The 17252-nt window shown below is 72.5% G+C and carries 14 protein-coding genes; 7 read left to right on the top strand and 7 right to left on the bottom strand.

Translation table 11 applies throughout. The annotated features are described in order from the left end of the window. Position 1: 1 nt before the first annotated feature. From ctaD to BUE41_RS06350, 4 genes are all read right to left on the bottom strand, one after another. A complete protein-coding gene (gene ctaD, locus BUE41_RS06365; protein ID WP_073455891.1) occupies positions 2 to 1759 on the bottom strand; it encodes an aa3-type cytochrome oxidase subunit I in 1758 nt (585 codons plus the stop codon). Positions 1760 to 1854: 95 nt separating this feature from the next. Then, on the bottom strand, positions 1855 to 2664 hold the full coding sequence (locus BUE41_RS06360; protein ID WP_073455890.1) for a PIG-L family deacetylase: 810 nt from the start codon (positions 2662 to 2664) through the stop codon (positions 1855 to 1857). Positions 2665 to 2870: 206 nt separating this feature from the next. Beyond that, a complete protein-coding gene (locus BUE41_RS30670; RefSeq protein WP_159444866.1) occupies positions 2871 to 4709 on the bottom strand; it encodes an AAA family ATPase in 1839 nt (612 codons plus the stop codon). A 69-nt stretch (positions 4710 to 4778) separates the two neighbouring features. Next, the gene (locus tag BUE41_RS06350) at positions 4779 to 5909 is read right to left on the bottom strand and encodes an NDMA-dependent alcohol dehydrogenase (protein ID WP_073455888.1); all 1131 of its coding nucleotides are present in this window, start codon (positions 5907 to 5909) and stop codon (positions 4779 to 4781) included. A gap of 219 nt (positions 5910 to 6128) precedes the next feature. Here BUE41_RS06350 and BUE41_RS06345 point away from each other — a divergent pair, with 219 nt between their 5' ends. Beyond that, the gene (locus BUE41_RS06345; RefSeq protein WP_073455887.1) at positions 6129 to 7688 is read left to right on the top strand and encodes a benzoate-CoA ligase family protein; all 1560 of its coding nucleotides are present in this window, start codon (positions 6129 to 6131) and stop codon (positions 7686 to 7688) included. Positions 7689 to 7694: 6 nt separating this feature from the next. Here the strand turns inward: BUE41_RS06345 and BUE41_RS06340 are convergent, their stop codons facing one another. Next, the gene (locus BUE41_RS06340; RefSeq protein ID WP_073455886.1) at positions 7695 to 7940 is read right to left on the bottom strand and encodes a hypothetical protein; all 246 of its coding nucleotides are present in this window, start codon (positions 7938 to 7940) and stop codon (positions 7695 to 7697) included. A 288-nt stretch (positions 7941 to 8228) separates the two neighbouring features. Here BUE41_RS06340 and BUE41_RS32380 point away from each other — a divergent pair, with 288 nt between their 5' ends. The 4 genes from BUE41_RS32380 to boxB all read left to right on the top strand — a co-directional run bounded on the left by BUE41_RS32380 (position 8229) and on the right by boxB (position 12282). Then, positions 8229 to 8360, top strand: a complete 132-nt coding sequence (locus tag BUE41_RS32380) for a hypothetical protein (protein ID WP_268794436.1) — start codon at positions 8229 to 8231, stop codon at positions 8358 to 8360. 122 nt (positions 8361 to 8482) lie between these two features. Then, a complete protein-coding gene (locus BUE41_RS32650; protein ID WP_084754502.1) occupies positions 8483 to 9142 on the top strand; it encodes a CHAT domain-containing protein in 660 nt (219 codons plus the stop codon). Positions 9143 to 9207: 65 nt separating this feature from the next. Further along, complete coding sequence (boxC, locus tag BUE41_RS06330; RefSeq protein WP_073455963.1) at positions 9208 to 10869, top strand: 2,3-epoxybenzoyl-CoA dihydrolase; 1662 nt, start codon at positions 9208 to 9210, stop codon at positions 10867 to 10869. A 3-nt stretch (positions 10870 to 10872) separates the two neighbouring features. Beyond that, positions 10873 to 12282 carry a benzoyl-CoA 2,3-epoxidase subunit BoxB gene (boxB, locus tag BUE41_RS06325; RefSeq protein ID WP_073455884.1) on the top strand — a complete coding sequence of 470 codons (1410 nt, stop codon included), beginning with the start codon at positions 10873 to 10875 and terminating at the stop codon, positions 12280 to 12282. A gap of 158 nt (positions 12283 to 12440) precedes the next feature. On the opposite strand, the gene BUE41_RS06320 is transcribed toward boxB, so the two are convergent. Beyond that, complete coding sequence (locus BUE41_RS06320) at positions 12441 to 12860, bottom strand: MarR family winged helix-turn-helix transcriptional regulator (protein WP_073455883.1); 420 nt, start codon at positions 12858 to 12860, stop codon at positions 12441 to 12443. A 74-nt stretch (positions 12861 to 12934) separates the two neighbouring features. Between BUE41_RS06320 and BUE41_RS06315 the strand changes: the two genes are divergently transcribed. Further along, complete coding sequence (locus tag BUE41_RS06315; protein WP_073455882.1) at positions 12935 to 14155, top strand: FAD-dependent monooxygenase; 1221 nt, start codon at positions 12935 to 12937, stop codon at positions 14153 to 14155. Here BUE41_RS06315 and BUE41_RS06310 read toward each other — a convergent pair whose 3' ends face one another. Continuing rightward, positions 14156 to 15694 (bottom strand): DUF4139 domain-containing protein, encoded by a 1539-nt coding sequence (locus tag BUE41_RS06310; RefSeq protein ID WP_073455881.1) that lies wholly within the window; start codon positions 15692 to 15694, stop codon positions 14156 to 14158. It lies immediately after the preceding gene. Between the two features lie 200 nt (positions 15695 to 15894). On the opposite strand from BUE41_RS06310, the gene BUE41_RS06305 reads away from it, so the two are divergent. Beyond that, complete coding sequence (locus BUE41_RS06305; protein ID WP_073455880.1) at positions 15895 to 17061, top strand: class I SAM-dependent methyltransferase; 1167 nt, start codon at positions 15895 to 15897, stop codon at positions 17059 to 17061. Positions 17062 to 17252: the final 191 nt, after the last annotated feature.

Raw genomic sequence — 17252 nt, 5'->3', positions numbered from 1 at the left:
CTCAGCGAGACTTCGGGTCGCTGTCGGGCTGGGACTCCGGCCCGACCGCCTTCTGCGTCACGAGCTCACCCGGGTCGGCCCTGTGCCCGAGGTGCGCCTCGGCCCGGAACTTCTCCACGAGGTGCGGGTAGTGCAGCTCGAACGCCGGGCGCTCCGAGCGGATCCGCGGCAGCTCGGTGAAGTTGTGCCGCGGCGGCGGGCAGGACGTGGCCCACTCCAGCGAGTTGCCGAAGCCCCACGGGTCGTCGACCGTCACGACCTTGCCGTAGCGGTAGCTGCGGAAGACGTTCCAGATGAACGGCAGCGTGGAGGCGCCGAGCACGAACGCACCGATCGAGGAGATCAGGTTCAGCGTCTGGAAGCCGTCGATCGGCAGGTAGTCGACGTAGCGGCGCGGCGCGCCCTCGTTGCCCAGCCAGTGCTGGACGAGGAAGGTCATGTGGAAGCCCACGAACGTGAGCCAGAAGTGCACCTTGCCCAGCGTCTCGTCGAGCATCCGGCCGGTCATCTTCGGGAACCAGAAGTAGATGCCGGCGTAGGTCGCGAACACGATCGTGCCGAACAGCACGTAGTGGAAGTGCGCGACGACGAAGTAGGTGTCGGAGACGTGGAAGTCCAGCGGCGGGCTGGCCAGCAGGACGCCGGTGAGGCCGCCGAGCAGGAAGGTCGCGAGGAAGCCGATCGAGAACACCATCGGCGTCTCGAAGGTGATCTTCCCCTTCCACATGGTGCCGATCCAGTTGACGAACTTGATGCCCGTCGGGATCGCGATGAGGAACGTCGTGAAGGAGAAGAACGCCAGCAGCACCGCGCCGGTGGCGTACATGTGGTGCGCCCAGACCGCGATCGACAGCGCGGCGATCGAGATCGTCGCGTAGACGAGGGTCTTGTAACCGAAGATCGGCTTACGGCTGAACACCGGGAAGATCTCGGACACGATGCCGAAGAACGGCAGCGCGACGATGTAGACCTCCGGGTGGCCGAAGAACCAGAACAGGTGCTGCCACAGGATGACGCCGCCGTTGGCGGGATCGAACACGTGCGTGCCCAGCTGCCGGTCGGCCAGCAGGCCGAGCAGGGCCGCGGTCAGCGGCGGGAACGCGATCAGCACCAGGATCGACGTGATGAAGATGTTCCAGGTGAAGATCGGCATCCGGAACATCGTCATGCCGGGTGCGCGCATGCAGACGATCGTGGTGATGAAGTTGACGCCACCCAGGATCGTGCCCAGACCGGCGACCACCAGGCCGGCGATCCACAGGTCGGCGCCGGCGCCCGGCGAGTGGATCGCGTCCGACAGCGGGGTGTAGGCGAACCACCCGAAGTCGGCGGCGCCGCCCGGCGTCAGGAAACCCGCCATCACGGTCAGGCCGCCGAACAGGAACAGCCAGTACGAGAACGCGTTCAGACGCGGGAACGCCACGTCCGGCGCACCGATCTGCAGCGGCACGATGTAGTTCGCGAAGCCGAACACGATCGGCGTCGCGTACAGCAGCAGCATGATCGTGCCGTGCATCGTGAAGAGCTGGTTGTACTGCTCGGGCGAGAGGAACTGGATGCCCGGCACCGCCAGCTCACCGCGGATGAGCAGGGCCATGGCCCCGCCGGCGAGGAAGAACCCGAACGACGTGACCATGTACAGGATCGCGATGTCCTTCGGGTCCGTCGTCCGCAGCATCTTGAGGAACACAGAGCCCTTGGCCGAGCGCCGAGCCGGGTACGGCCGCGTCGCGATCGGCTGGGGGGCGACGTCTGTCACTGGTCCATCCTCCAACGTCCACGGGGCTGCGTGGATCGTAGCTCTACCCGTTGTCGAACGCGCCCCCCGGGGCGGTTCCGGAAGGGCGATCCGCCTCACCTCAGGGGCAGGAACAGCTCCTCGAACACGTCCGGCGTCGCCGCAGGGCTCGGCACCGGGTCGACGATGTAGAACTCGGTGCCCATGCCCATCGCGAAGATCGGGTCGGGCATCTTCAGCATGAAGTGGTCGGGCCCCATCTGGCTCGCGTGCGCGCGCATCGCGGCCCGCTTCTGCTCGGTGAAGTCGACGGCCTCCACCCGATGGGTGATCTGCGACTCGGGCTTGCCGAACTCCGGCGGCGGCCCCTCCGGCAGCTCCCAGCCCTCGGGCAGGGTCCCGGACTGGGCCATGCCGCGCATGCCGCGGGTCAGCCAGTCGCGGTTGATCGTGCTCTGCGCCACCACCGGCACCGCCGTCAGGTCCGCGGCCCGCCGGCCCACCCGGTGCACCTGGATGTGGTCGGGATGACCGTACCCGCCGTTGTCGTCGTAGATCGTGAGGATGTCGGGCTCCTCCTCCTCGAGGATCACCGCGAGCATCCGGGCGGCGTGCTCGACATCGGCGCGCCAGAAGCAGTACGGGGCGTCGTTGGTCGGCTCCCCCATCATCCCGGAGTCGGTGAAGGGCAGGAACGCGACGCGCTGGGCCCCGATCGCGGCCGCCGACGCGTAGCACTCCGCCGAGCGGCGCACCGACAGCGGCTCGCCGTCGGCCAGCACGCCGGGCACGGGCTCACCCAGCTCTCCCCGGGTGGCGAAGACCAGCACGACGCGGTGCCCGGCCGCAGCGGCTTTGGCCAGCGTGCCCGCGCAGCTGATGGCCTCGTCGTCGGGATGCGCATGGAAGCTCACGATGGTGCCCACGCGGACAGCCTAGGAGAGCCCGGTGTTCCGATCGCGGCTCGCTCCGTCGTCGCGAGCCGCGGGCCAACCCCGTCCCCGACGTGGTGTGCGCGGTCCCATCGGGACCTGGTCCGCGACTCGCCGTCACGGGACCCGCAACTCGGCGTCACGGGAACTCGGCGTCACGGGAACCGCAACGCGGGGGCGCGGAATCCGCGACTCGCGCCTCAGGACAAGATCCGCGTCAGCGCCGGGCCGATCTCCGCCAGCCGCCGGACGGTCTGCGCCCGACCTCCGCCCCGCGCGGCCAGCGCGGCGGCCGCGGCCTCCGCCTCCGCTCCCCCGAGCGGGACGAGCACGTGCAGCCGGTCGATCCCACCGAGCGCGGTGGCGGGATCGTCGCCGGTGGTGTGCAGGCAATCGGAGAAGAGCACGACCATCCGCTCGTCGGCGACGGCGGAGGCGAGCTGCACCGACGCCGCGCGCAGCGCCGCGGCCAGGTCGGTGGTGCCGTGCCCGCGCAGCGCGACGAGCTCGCCCAGCAGTTCTTCGGGCGGCCGCCGCACCCCCTGCGCCTGCAGCACCCGCACCTGCGCACCGAACGCGATGACCGACGGCTGCAGCGCCGGCGCGCCCCGCTCGTTCGCCACGATCACCCCCGCGGCGGCGACGGCGGCCAGTGCGACCGCGAGCCCGGCCATCGAGCCGGACATGTCGACGGCGAGGCAGACCGCGCGCCGGTGCGCCGTCCAGCTGCGCGTGACCACGTCGTCGGCGCTCGGCCGGCGCGTGTGGGTGGGTGTCCAGCCGTCGAGGGTGCGGTCGAGGTCGAGATCGCCGTCGAGGGCGCGGGAGGGACCCAGCCGCCGGGTGCCGCGCGAGCGCGCCGGACCGATCCGGCCCAGCCTCAGGAACACCCGCCCTGCCAGCCGCCGCGCCGCCTCCCGCAGTGCCCGGTCGGTCGCGACGGCGAGATCGGCGAGCAGCGCCGCGGCGGCGTCCGGATCACGCTTGGCCAGCGCCTCGAACGCCTCGACGTCCAGCTCCCCGGCCTGCGGGGAGACATCGGCGAAGTCGGGGTTGCGGGCAGCGATCTCCTGGCGGCTGCTGGTCCGCGCGGAGTACTCGCGGCCGCGGCGCTGCCGGCGCTGGAAGCCTGCCGAAGGGCTCGGCAGGCGCTCAGCTTTTCCCGGCTCGTCACCGTCCTCGGGCTCCCCCGGCTCGCCGTCGGCCGGCCAGAGCGCGTCGAGCAGCTCGTCGAGCACGGACTCCGGGGTGCGGTCCACGCCGTCGGCGACCCTGATGCGCCCGGACAGCGCGGCGTACGCGGCGTCCCGCCCGGTCTGCCGAGTCGGCCGGTCCTCGCCGCGCAGTTCGGCGAGCGCGGGCAGGAGCAGCGCGAGGTCGATCGCGCCGCGCACCGACGACCCCGTGCGCAGGTCGCGGTGGCTGCGCGTGGCGCGGGTCAGCGCGACGGCGAACTCGGTCCACTCCCCCTCGCGCCCGGTGACCGCCTCGGTGATGGCGCGCTCGCCGGGCTCGTCCTGGTAGTCGAGCACCACCCGGCACATCCGGTCGGCGACGGCCTGGCTCACCCGCGCGGTGCCGACCGCGTCGAACGGGTTCATCGCTGCGATCAGCCGGAACTCCTTGCCCGCGGTGACGGTGCCCAGCCGCGGCACCGCGATCTCACCCTCGGTGAGCACGGTGATGAGGACGTTGAGCGTCTCCTCGGGGATGCGGTTGAACTCCTCGACGTAGAGCAGGCAGCCCTCGCGCATCGCCTGCAGCAGCGGCCCGTCGACCCAGTACTCGGGCCGGTAGCCACCGGCGAGCACCTGAGCCGGGTCGAACTGACCGACGAGCCGGGCGGGGGTCAGCTCGGCGTTGCCCTCGACGAACACCACACCCTGGCCGGCCTCGTTCGCGACCGCGCGCAGCAGCGTCGACTTGCCGGTGCCGGGCGGGCCCTCGAGGACGACGTGCCGGCCGGTCGCGAGCGCCACCGTGAGCACCTCGCGCTCCCGGCGCAGCCCGACGACGGGCGTCTCCACGGGCCTGGTCATGGGTCGGATCCCTTCGGACAGGCATCGGCGGGGCGGCCCGGACACCCGCCCCGCCGATGTCGCCGCTGGTCAGCTGTCGTAGCGGATGACGCCGCGGATGTTCTTGCCGTCGTGCATGTCCTGGTAGCCTTGCGCCACCTCGTCGAGCGTGTAGGTCTTGGTGACCAGCTCGTCGAGCTTGAGCACGCCGGAGCGGTAGAGCTCCAACTGGCGGCGGATGTCCCAGTTCGGGTTGGACGCGCCGAACAGCGCGCCCTGCAGCCGCTTCTGGAACAGGGTCAGGTCGGCCAGCGAGATCGGCACCGGCGTGGTGTCGTTCATGTTGCCCAGCGCCGTGACCACGACCGTGCCCGCCTTGCGGATCGACGCCATGGCCTGGCCGATCATGTCCGGCTTGAGCACGCCGACGGTGACGATCGTCTGGTCGGCGCCCTGGCCGTTGGTGAACTGCTTGGCCAGTTCGGTGGCCTCTTCCATGCTCGCCACCGCGTGGGTGGCGCCGAGCTCCTGGGCCTTCTCGCGCTTGAAGGCGACCGGGTCGACGGCGATGATGTTGGACGCGCCGGCGTGCGCCGCGCCCTGGACGGCGTTGATGCCGATGCCGCCGATGCCCATGACGATGGTGGTGTCACCCGGCTTCACGCCGCCGGAGTTCACCGCCGAGCCCCAGCCCGTGCCGACGCCGCAGCCGAGCAGGCAGGCGACCTCGAGCGGGACGTCGTCCGGCACCTTCACGCACGAGTCCTGCGACACCGTCGTCGTCTCGACGAACGTCGAGATGCCGCACATCTGGCCCACCGGGGTGTCGGTCCCGGCGAGCTTCAGCCGGAACGACGTCGGGTCATCCCAGCGCGAGCCGGCCAGCAGCCCGGCACCCAGGTCGCAGAGGTTCTGCATGCCCGACGCGCACCAGCGGCAGTGCCCGCAGGAGGGCAGGAACGAGAAGATGACGTGGTCGCCCTCCTTGAGCCCCTTGGTGTTCGGACCGGCCTTCGTGACGATGCCGGCGCCTTCGTGACCGCCGGCGAACGGGTAGACGCCCACCGGGATGTCGCCCGTCGCGACGTGGTCGTCGGAGTGACACAGCCCCGACGCCACCATCTTCACCTGGACCTCACCCGGGCGCGGGTCTTCCACCTCGAGATCCACGACCTCGAACTTGCCCGGTGTCTGCCGGATGACTGCTCCTCGGGTCTGCATCCTGTCGCTCTCCCTTGAACGTTCGGCGTGTGTGCCCGGACACAGCCGTTCATAGCAGCATGCGCATACCTTGGAAAGCCGTCCTCTCCACAAGGTCAACCATCGAACGATCTGCTACGGATCCTTGACGACCGTTCATCACCTCGTAGAGTGACCTCACCTCGGACCGGACGTGGAGGCCACCACGATGACGTACGCCCCACCACGGGTGGTTCGGTCATGACCGAGCCGTTCAACGCCGCCGTCTACCTCACCGAACGCCGCGTCGCCGCAGGTGACGGCGACCGCATCGCCTTCCACCACCCCTCGGGCGCCACCACCTACGCCGAGCTGACCGATCAGGTCCGCCGGGTAGCGGCCGGGCTCGCCGAGCACGGCGTGCGCCCGGAGGAGCGAGTGGTGCTCGCGATGGCCGACGACATCGATCTCGCGGTCGCGATCCTCGCCACGATGTACCTCGGCGCGGTGGCCGTGCCCTGCTCGACGATGCTGACCGGCGGCGAGCTGGCGAAGCTCGTCACCGACTCCCGGGCCCGCATGGTGATCGGCAGCCCGCAGTTCGCCCCGGCCGTCACGGCGGCGGCCGCTGCGGCCGCGGAGGGCCCGGACCTCGGGCACGTCGTGCTCTCCGGCCCCGAGGCCCCGCAGGTGCCGGGGCTCGTGGGGCTGCGCTTCGCCGATCTCGTCGCCGACGAGCCGCTGCCGGCCGCGTACCCCAGCTGGGACGAGTCGCCGGCGCTGTGGCTCTACACCTCCGGCACGACCGGCACCCCGAAGGGCGCGATGCACCGCCACGCCGACATCCGCTACGTCGCCGAGACGTACGCGGCGCAGGTGCTGGGCATCGAGCCGGACGACGTGTGCCTGTCCGCGGCGAAGCTGTTCTTCGCCTACGGCATCGGCAACTCGCTGTTCTTCCCCCTGTCGGTCGGCGCCAGCGCCGTGCTGGAGCCGAGCCGGCCCTCCCCGCAGCTGTACGGCGACCTGGTCCGCCGCCACGGCGTCACCCTGTTCTTCGCCGGCCCCAGCTTCTGGGGACCGCTGCTGGCCGCACAACTGCCCGCGGACACGTTCGCGACCGTCCGCAACGGGATCTCGGCGGGCGAGGCGCTGCCGCCGCGCATGTACCACGGCGTGCGCGAGCAGTACGGCTTCGAGATCCTCGACGGCATCGGCTCCACCGAGGCGCTGCACATCTTCATCTCCAACGTGCCCGGGAAGGTCGTGCCCGGCAGCTCCGGGTTCCCCGTACCCGGGTACCGGGTGGAACTGCGCCGCGCCGACGGCAGCGTCATCGACGTGCCCGACGAACCCGGCATGCTCTACGTAGCCGGCGAGTCGCTGTGCACCGGGTACTGGTGCCGCACCGAGGTGAACCGGGCGGTGTTCCAGGGCGAGTGGATGCGCACCGGCGACACCTACGTGCGCAACGCCGACGGCTCGTGGACCTGCCTCGGCCGCGCCGACGACGTGCTCAAGGTCGGCGGCATCTGGGTGAGCCCCACCGAGGTGGAGACGCGCGTGCTCGCCCACCCGGCGGTCGCCGAGGCCGCCGTCGTCGGGGTTCCCGACGCCGACGGGCTCGACAAGCCGGTCGCGTTCGTCGTGCCGATGCCCGGCCGGAGCGTCGACGAGGACGAGATCGTCGCGTTCTGCAAGCAGGAGCTGGCGTCGTTCAAGCGGCCGCGCAGGGTCGTGCAGGTCGACGAACTGCCCAAGACCGCGACGGGGAAGGTGCAGCGCTACCGGTTGCGGGAGGCCGCCCGCGGATTGGTCTGAACCGGTTCACGGGAGCGAGCTGCGCACCCGCGGCCTGCGCTCGGGCCCGGGTGCCGGGCGGCGCTGGCGCTCGGGATCCGGCTCGCCGTGGCGGACGGGCGAGCCGCGGCCGTGCCGGACCGAGCCGAGCCGGACCGAGCCGAGCCTGACTGGGCCGAGGTGGACCGGGCCGAGGTGGACCGGGCCGAGGTGGACCGGGCCGAGGTGGACCGGGCCGAGGTGGACCGGGCCGAGGTGGAGGGGCGAGCGCACTGCAGCGGCGCAGCGCCCTTCCCCGGACGATCCCGAGCTGCACGACGAGCTGGCGGCGCTGCGCCAGGTCGGTCGCCGAGATCACCTCGCCGCGGCCGAGGGCCGGCCCACCGCGGCCCTGCTCCGCCGGCAGGCACAGCTGGAGTCCTCGATCCGGGCGCGGTCCCGGCCTGCCCGCGGCCGGACCGCCGGACCGGACCTGCACGAGCTGTCCCTCCCCCGGCTACGCGGACGCTCGACGAGGCGGTCCTCGTCGAGTACCTGGCGGTCGACCAGCGGCTGAACGCGGTGGTCGCCTCCACGGCGCGCGCGACGGTGCACGGTCTCGGACCGGTCGACGCCGTGCGCGCCCGCCGCGCCGCGCTGCAGTTCGGGTTGCGCCGCCTGCGCACGCCTCCGCGCCGCGGCTGGTCGCGCTGACCGAACGTGCGGCGGGCCGGCTCGCCGACCTGCTGCTCGCGCCGCCGGACCTGCCGCCGGGCGATCTCGTGGTGGCGCCGACCGGCCTGCTGCACGCCGTTCCGTAGGGGTCCGACCGGCCGCTGCGGGCCGCGCGATCTCGGTCAGCCCATCGACCCGGCTGCGGCTGCGGGACCGCGAGGACGGTAGCGGCCGCCCACCGGACGGCCCGGTCGTGCGGGTGGCGGGCCCCGATCTGCCGCGCGCGATCGAAGAGAGCGCCGCACCGGCGTCCGGCTGCCCGTCCGCCCCGCCGGCCGGGAGGCGACCGTGGCCCAGGTCACCTGTGCCTCGACGGGTCCGGCATCGCGCACGATCGCCGCACCGGCCGCCTGCGGACCGACAACCCGCTCTCCTCCGCCCTGCAGCTGACCGACGGGCCGGTCACCGTCTACGACCTGGTGCGGCTCACCACCCCGCCGCCGCTGATGGTGCTCTCCGCGTGCGACTCCGCGCTCGCCGACGTCCGCCCCGGCGACGAGCAGCTGGGGCTGGCGTCCGCCCTGCTCGGGCTGGGCGCGTCCAGTCGCGTCGGCGCCGTCCTGCCCGTCGGCGACGCGGTGACGAGCGCGCTGATGACCGTGTTCCACCAGCACCTGCGCGCGGGTCGCAACCCGCCGCCGCGCTCGCCCGGGCGCGAGCCGAGCTACCCCGGGAAGCGGCCCCGCACGCGGCGGATTCCTCCGCCTCAACCCCTGAAGTTCTACAACAATGGCGCGTCGATCGATGTTGTTGTAGATTGACCGGCGACGCGCAGAGGAGCCCCACCATGTCCCAGAACGAAGCGTCCGACCACGAAGCGGCCCCCATGCCCACCGTCTCCTTCGACACCGACCCGGCGTCCTACAAGCACTGGCAGCTCGAGTTCGACGGCGAGATCGCCTGGTTGCGGCTGGACGTGGCCGAGTCCGGCGGGTTGGCGCCGGGGTACGAGCTGAAGATGAACTCGTACGACCTGGGGGTGGACATCGAGCTGTACGACGCGACCCAGCGGCTGCGGTTCGAGCACCCCGAGGTGCGCGCCGTGGTGATCACCAGCGCGAAGGACCGCAACTTCTGCGCGGGGGCGAACATCCGGATGCTGGCGGCGTCCCCGCATCCGTGGAAGGTGAACTTCTGCAAGTTCACCAACGAGACCCGGCTGGGGATCGAGGACGCGACCGAGTGCTCGGGCCAGACGTACATCGCCGCGCTGAACGGCACCGCCGCGGGTGGCGGGTACGAGCTGGCACTGGCGTGCGATCGGATCCTGCTGGTCGACGACAACTCCTCGGCGGTGTCGCTCCCGGAGGTGCCGCTGCTCGGCGTGCTGCCCGGCACCGGCGGGCTGACCCGGGTGACCGACAAGCGGCGGGTGCGCAAGGACCGCGCGGACGTCTTCGCCACCAGGGCCGAAGGCGTGCGCGGCAAGCAGGCGGTGGAGTGGGGCCTGGTCGACGAGGCCGTCCCGAACCGGCGCTGGGAGGAGACGGTGCGCGAGCGCGCCGCCGAGGCGGCGGCCCGCTCCCCCCGCCCGGCCGGCGCCCGCGGCATCGCGCTGCCTCCGCTGGAGCGCACCGTGACCGGCGACGGGATCAGCTATCCGCACGTGTCGGCGACGTTCGACCGGGCGCTGGGGTTGGTGGAGATCACCGTGTCCGGGCCGTCGGCGGACGCCCCCGGATCGGTCGGGGAGATCCACGAGCGAGGTGCGGCGTTCTGGCCGCTGGCGGTCACCCGCGAGCTGGACGACCTGGTGCTGCGGCTGCGCACCAACGAGCTGGAGCTGGGCACGTGGGTGTTCCGCACCCGCGGTGACCTCGACCGCGTGCTCGCCCACGAACGGCTGCTCGCTGAGCACGCCGGGGCGGACTGGCTGGTGGACGAGATCCGCCACTACGTCAAGCGCGTGCTCAAGCGCCTGGACGTGACCTCACGGTCGCTGATCGCGCTGATCGAGCCGGGCTCGTGCTTCGCCGGGGCCCTCCTCGAGCTCGCCCTGGCCTGCGACCGCCAGTACATGCTCGACGGCACGCTCGACGAGACCGGTGCCGAGGAGCCGGCCGGGATCGTGCTGACCGACGCGAACTTCGGGGCCTTCCCGATGGGCAACGGCCTGACCCGGCTGGCGTCGCGGTTCTACGGCGACGACGACGCCGTGGCGAAGCTGCGCCCGGAGACCGGGCGGCGGATCGCGGCGGTGGAGGCCGCCGAGCTGGGGTTGGTGACCGAAGCGGTCGACGACATCGACTGGGACGACGAGATCCGCATCCTGCTCGAGGAGCGCTGCTCGCTGTCGCCGGACGCGCTGACCGGACTGGAGGCCAACCTGCGGTTCGTCGGCCCGGAGACGATGGAGTCGCGGATCTTCGCGCGGTTGTCGGCCTGGCAGAACTGGATCTTCGTGCGCCCGAACGCGTCCGGGCCGGCCGGTGCGCTGCGCCGCTACGGCACGGGACGACGGGCCGAGTTCGACCGGAAGCGGGTGTGACCGATGGCGATCGACTACGCCGAGAAGATTCCCAACAACGTCGACCTGGCCAGTGACCGCAAGCTGCAGCGGGCCCTGGAGGCGTGGCAGCCGAACTTCCTGACCTGGTGGAAGACCATGGGCCCGGCGCTGCCCACCGAGGACGTCTACCTGCGCACCGCCGTCGACGTCGGCCGGGAGGGCTGGGCGCACTTCGCGCACGTGCCGATGGACGAGTACCGGTGGGGGATCTTCCTGGCCGAGCGCGACCCGGACCGGCGGATCGCGTTCGGCGAGCAGAAGGGCGAGCCGGTCTGGCAGCAGGTGCCCGGCGAGCACCGCGCCGACCTGCAGCGACTGATCGTGATCCAGGGCGATACCGAGCCCGCCTCGGTCGAGCAGCAGCGGCACCTGGGGTTGACCGCCCCGTCGCTGTACGACCTGCGCAACCTGTTCCAGGTCAACGTCGAAGAGGGCCGGCACCTGTGGGCGATGGTCTACCTGCTGCACGCCTACTTCGGCCGCGCCGGCCGCGAGGAGGCCGACGCACTGCTGCAGCGCAACTCCGGCGACCTGGACAGCCCCCGCATCCTCGGCGCGTTCAACGAGGAGACGCCCGACTGGCTGTCGTTCTACATGTTCACCTACTTCACCGACCGCGACGGCAAGTACCAGCTGGGCACCCTCAGGGAATCCGCCTTCGACCCCTTGAGCCGCACGTGCGAGTTCATGCTCAAGGAAGAGGCGCACCACATGTTCGTGGGCACCACCGGCATCGACCGGGTCGTGCAGCGCACCGCCGAGCTGATGCGCGAGCACGACACCGACGACATCGCCCCGCACGGCGGCATCCCGCTCGCTGTGATCCAGAAGTACCTGAACTTCCACTACTCGGTCAGCCTCGACCTGTTCGGCTCCGAGCAGAGCACGAACGCCGCGAACTACTTCACCGCCGGGCTGAAGGGGCGCTGGCAGGAGGAGCGGCGGCAGGACGACCACGTGCTCACCGAGGACGCCGCCGAGATCGAGGTCGTGGAGGGCGACCGGATCACCACCGAGCAGGTCCCCGCACTGCTGGCGCTCAACCACGACCTGCGCTCGGAGTACGTCGCCGACTGCCGGACCGGCCTCAAGCGCTGGAACCGCATCCTCGACCGGTTCGGCATCGACACCCACCTCTACCTGCCCCACGTCGGGTTCAACCGCAAGGTCGGCATCTTCGCCGGCCACCACGTCACCCCCCACGGCGAGCTGATCAGCGAGGAGCTGTGGGAGCAGAACCGCGACGAGTGGCTGCCCAGCGCCGCGGACAAGGAGCACGTCCGCTCGCTCATGCGGCCGGTGTACGAGCCGGGCAAGATCGCCGCCTGGGTCGCGCCGCCGAGCCAGGGCATCAACGGGAAGCCGTTCGAGTACGAGTACGTGCACTTCTGAGCGATCGGCGCCCTGGCGGACGGCTCGCGAGCCAGCGCCGCGGCACCAGATCGCGCACCCGGACCACCACTTGCTCGCACAACTTCAACGAACGGCCCTTTCGTCCACTCGGAGTGGACGAAAGGGCCGTTCGTCGCCTTCGTGGTGCCCCCGTTCGATCACTCGGCGAGCAGGTCGTCGAAGAACCGCAGGATCACCGCCAGCTCCTCGTCGCTGCGCCGCGCCATGACGGCGGCGAGCTGCTCGCCGTGCTCCCGGTAGTGCTCGGCCAGCCGCGCGGCCGCGGCCGGGACGAGGTCCACGATCACCTTGCGCCGGTCGTGCGGGTCCCGCTCGCGGCGGACGTAGCCACCCTTCTCCAGCCGGTCGAGCACCCCCGTCACCGAGCCGGTCGTGAGGCCGGAGAGCTCCGCGAGGCGGCCCGGGGTGAGCGGGCCGTGGGTCTGCAGCAGCGAGATGAACTGCGAGTCGCTCGCCCCCAGCCCCAGCTCCTGGGCGACCTTCTGGTTGTGCAGCACGACGTTCGCGATGAACCGCCGCAGGGCGTCCCCGAGCTCGGCGTGCAGCGCGCTTGACATTATCTCGTCACTCCAAGAGACTTGGTATCACTAGATACTTGGCTCATCGAACAAACCTTATCGGAGGCGACGAGATGCCCGCAGCACGCACAGCACTGGTGATCGGGGGCGGTGTCGCCGGTCCCGTCGCGGCGATGGCGCTGCAGAAGGCCGGCGTCGCCGTGAGCGTCCACGAGGCGCGCACCGATCCCGACGAGGACGTCGGCTCCTTCCTGACACTGCAGGTCAACGGGATCTCCGCGCTGCGCGCGATCGACGCCGGGCACGTGCTGGCCGACGTCGGGTTCCCCACGAGCGCGATGACCTTCCGCAGCGGGACGGGCAAGGTGCTCGGCGAGGTCAGCACGGGCGAGCCGCTGCCCGACGGGACCGTCGGCATCACCCTCAAGCGCGCCGACCTGCACCGCGTCCTGCGCGAGGAGGCCCGGCGCCGCGGCATCGCGTTCAGCAACGGCAAGCGGCTCGTCGACGTGAGCGAGGCACCCGAGGGCATCACGGCCGTCTTCGCCGACGGCACGACCGCGACCGCGGACGTCCTCGTCGGCGCGGACGGCATCCACTCCCGGGTGCGCACGATCATCGACCCGGGTGCGCCGAGGGCCCGCTACGTTCCCGTGCTGAACATCGGCGGCTACGCCCGCGTGCCCGACGTCGAGCTGCCCGAAGGGCGGTACGAGATGGTGTTCGGCAAGCGCGCGTTCTTCGGCCAGGCGGTCGCCCCCGACGGCACCGTCTGGTGGTTCGCGAACCCGCCGCGCCGCGACGAACCAGCCCCGGGCGAGCTGTCCGCGATGACCACCGAGCAGTGGCGGGACTGGCTGCTCACCCTGTTCGCCGACGACGACACGCCGGCGGCCCGGATCATCGCCGCGACCCCGGGCGAGCTGCGCGGGTGGGCGATCTACGACCTGCCGACGCTGCCGAACTGGTACCGCGACCGCCTGGTCCTGGTGGGCGACGCCGCTCACGCCACGTCGCCGTCGTCGGGGCAGGGCGCGTCGATGGCGATCGAGGACGCCGTCGAGCTGGGCCGCTGCCTGCGCGACCACGCAGACCCGCAGGCGGCGTTCGCCGCCTTCGTGGGGCTGCGTCGCGAGCGCGTGGAGAAGGTGGTGGCCGCGGGGGCGCGGACCAGCAACTACAAGGCCGCCGGGCCGATCGCGCGCCGGATCCGCGACCTGCTCATGCCGATCTTCCTCAAGCGAGCAGCCGGCACCGGAGCGCAGTCGTTCGCCTGGCTGCACCGCCACCGGATCGACTGGGACGCCCCCGTGACCGCCGAGGTCACCGCCTGATCACTGCCAACCGGTCAGCCGCATGTCCCGCGGGGCCTCGACGCCGAACCGCGCTGTGGCGGTCCACTCCGCGCCCGGCTGCAGGGTCGCCGTCCACTCGATGCGACCCAGGTCGTCGCGCTCGGCCGGCTCGGGCTTCAGCACGACGTCGACGATCTTGATGTCGGCGCTGCGGGTGACCGGCACTCGGTCCCGCACGACCAGGTGGATCGGGCTGGGGCGCCGGTTGACCACCGTCGTGGTCCACTCCTCGACCGCGGCGCGGTTGGCGCCGAAGCGGGCCTTGTGCGTCGTGCGGGAGGTCAGCTCGCGCTCGGCCACCACCCGGTCGTCCACGCCGAGCGCGAGCTCGAACTCCGCGTCCGGCGCGGTCTGCTCGATCGCGGTGGTGCCGACGAACGCCTCGTCGAGGTAGCACGAGGCGGGCCCGGCGAGCAGGACGTGCCCGCTGGTGTTGGTGACGGTGGCCCGCAGGTGCACGTCGGTGGACACGGCGGGCGCCACCACGTGGTCCAGGCGCACGGGCAGCTCCGCGGTCGTCACGGTGGTGCGGTGCGGGGTGCCGTCAGCGGGCACGGCGGTCGGGCGCGGCAACCGCCAGCTGGTGGCGATGGCGTGCTCGGACGTCTCGGGCACCGGCTCGGCGGCCACCCACCCGGCGGTGTCGAAGGCCGCCATCTCCTTCGCGGCGCCCGGCGCCGCTGCGGCGCGGGGCATGGGCCGCACCGGTGGCTCGGGCGCCACCCACCACGGCTCCAGCTCCGGCACCGTCGCCGCGACCGTCGGCCGGGCCGTGGACAGCGTCAGCTCGCAGGCCGGCCAGTCCTCGCCGCTGTGCTGCCACACCATCCCGTGCCAGGTCAGCGCCACCGCGCCGGAGCCGGTGAGCCGCACGTCGTACGCCGTGCTCCAGCCGGCGCCCTCGACCTGGTAGACGGCCTCGAGCTCCAGCTCGCCCGCACCGGCGGCCTCGACCGCGACGACGACCTCGCGACGGCTGCGCCCGGAGTTGCGCAGCCGGTCGAGCTCGGCTCGGGCCGCGTTGACCGCGTGCTCGGCCTCGGCCCGCTGCTCGGCGCAGCGGCGGCGCAGCTTCGCGACCTCGGCGACCTCCGCGGCCACCGACTCGCCGATGGCGGTCACCTGGGACAGCTGCGTGGTGCCCTCGGCGAGCGCGACGGCGAGCCGGGACCCGCTGCGTTCGGCGAGCCGGGTGAGCAGGTCCTGCCGGGCCGCTGCGCCCGCGTCGGCGGCGTCGACGTCGGCCAGCGCCCGCTCGGCGTCGCGCAGCGCGGCCTCGGCGGCGCGGACCCGCTCGTCGGGCACCTCGGCCAGGTCGCGGTGCCGCACGTCGACGCCGATCACCCGCATCCCCTCGCCGCGGCCGACCACCCGAACCGACTCCTCCAGCAGGCTGCCGGGCAGATCGGGCACGACCACCTCCGAGCCCCCGGCGGGCAGCGTGACCCGGCCCCGGCGGGTGATCCGCGCCCGTCCCGGGTGGACGGTGACGGCGACGATCGGCGCGTGCAGCTCCATGACCGTGCAACCTACGCGAACGAGGCAGGGAGCGGTCTCACTCGATCCGCGGGATGATCCCGCCCCGAACCCGCGACGGCCCTTCCGTGCGCCACGGTGGTGACGAGGTGGTGGTGACGGGGTCCGGTCGTCGCGAACCCGCATCGTCGAGATGGCGGACCCGCAACCACCCCGCAGGCGCGGCCCGCCAGGATTGCCCCGTGGACCTCGCCCGCCTCGACGCGCTCGCCGGGCCGGACGGGCAGGCGGTGCTGGCCGAGCTGGCCGGGCTCGGCCCCGCGGAGCTGACCGGCCCCGCCGGGCTGCGGCTGGGTGCCCGACTGCGCGAGCGCTACCCCACCGAGCTGGTCGTCGACGCGTTCGGCCTGGCGGAGCTGCGGCTGCGAGCGCGCGCGAAGTTCGCCGGGGCCGCCGACATGTGGTTCACCCGGGACGGCCTGGAGCAGGCCTCCGCGCAGGAGGTCGCCGAGCACCGGCGGGCGCGCTTCGCCGGGCTCGGCCGCCTCGCCGACCTGTGCTGCGGCATCGGCGGCGATCTGCTCGCGCTCGCCCGCGACCACGACGTGCTGGCCGTCGACCGCGACCCGGTGCACCTGTGGATGGCCGCGCGCAACGCCGCCGTGCACGGGCTGGCGGTGACGACGGCCGAGGCGGACGTGCGGGAGATCGATCTGACCGGCGTCGCCGCGGCGTTCGTCGATCCGGCCCGCCGCAGCGGCGGCCGCCGACACCGCACGGGCGCGTCGGAACCGCCGCTGGCCTGGTGCACCGGGCTCACCGAGCGGGTCGCCGCGGTCGGGATCAAGGCCGCCCCCGGTGTCGAGCACGACGTCGTCCCGCCCGGGTGGGAGATCGAGTTCGTGTCGGTGGGCCGGGAGCTCAAGGAGGCGGTGCTGTGGTCGCCCGCCCTGGCCGGGGCCCGCACGCGCGCCACCGTGCTGCCCGCGGGCGCCGAGCTGCTGCCCGCGCCGGGTGATCCCGTGCCGGTGCGCGAACCGGGCCGCTACCTGCTCGATCCCGATCCGGCGGTGACCCGCGCCGGGCTGGTGGCCGAGCTGGCCCGCGCCACCGGCACCTGGCAGCTCGACGAGAAGATCGCGTTCCTGTCCGGCGACGCCTGCCTCACGACCCCGTTCGCGCGCACCCTGCGGGTGCTCGACTCGGGCCCGTGGCACCAGAAGACGCTGCTGCGGCGGCTGCGCGCGGTGGACGCCGGCGCGGTGGACATCCGCCGCCGCGGCCTCGCCGGCGACGTCGACGCCCTGCACCGCGCGCTGCAGCGCGGCCTCACGGGCAGCAGGCGGGTCACGCTCGTCATGACCCGCCTGGCGGACCGCCCGTGGGCCTTGATCTGCGAGGACGCATGAGGGCGCTGCGTCGAGAACGAAGCCGAGAACGAAGTCGTGGTGGTCCTGAATCGATTCGGAACAGCCACGACTTCGTTCTCGACGGCACTCGAGCCCGGACGACTCGACGCACTCGGGCCCGGAAACCCCGCCGCCGCTCGACCGAACGGCCGTGTGACATCGCTCTCGACGGCCCTGCTCCCGGCCGGGTG

It is taken from the genome of Pseudonocardia thermophila (assembly GCF_900142365.1).
Lineage (GTDB): Bacteria > Actinomycetota > Actinomycetes > Mycobacteriales > Pseudonocardiaceae > Pseudonocardia > Pseudonocardia thermophila.
The sequence above is the reverse complement of the archived record's forward strand: the minus strand, read 5'-3'. Positions and strand labels throughout refer to the sequence as shown.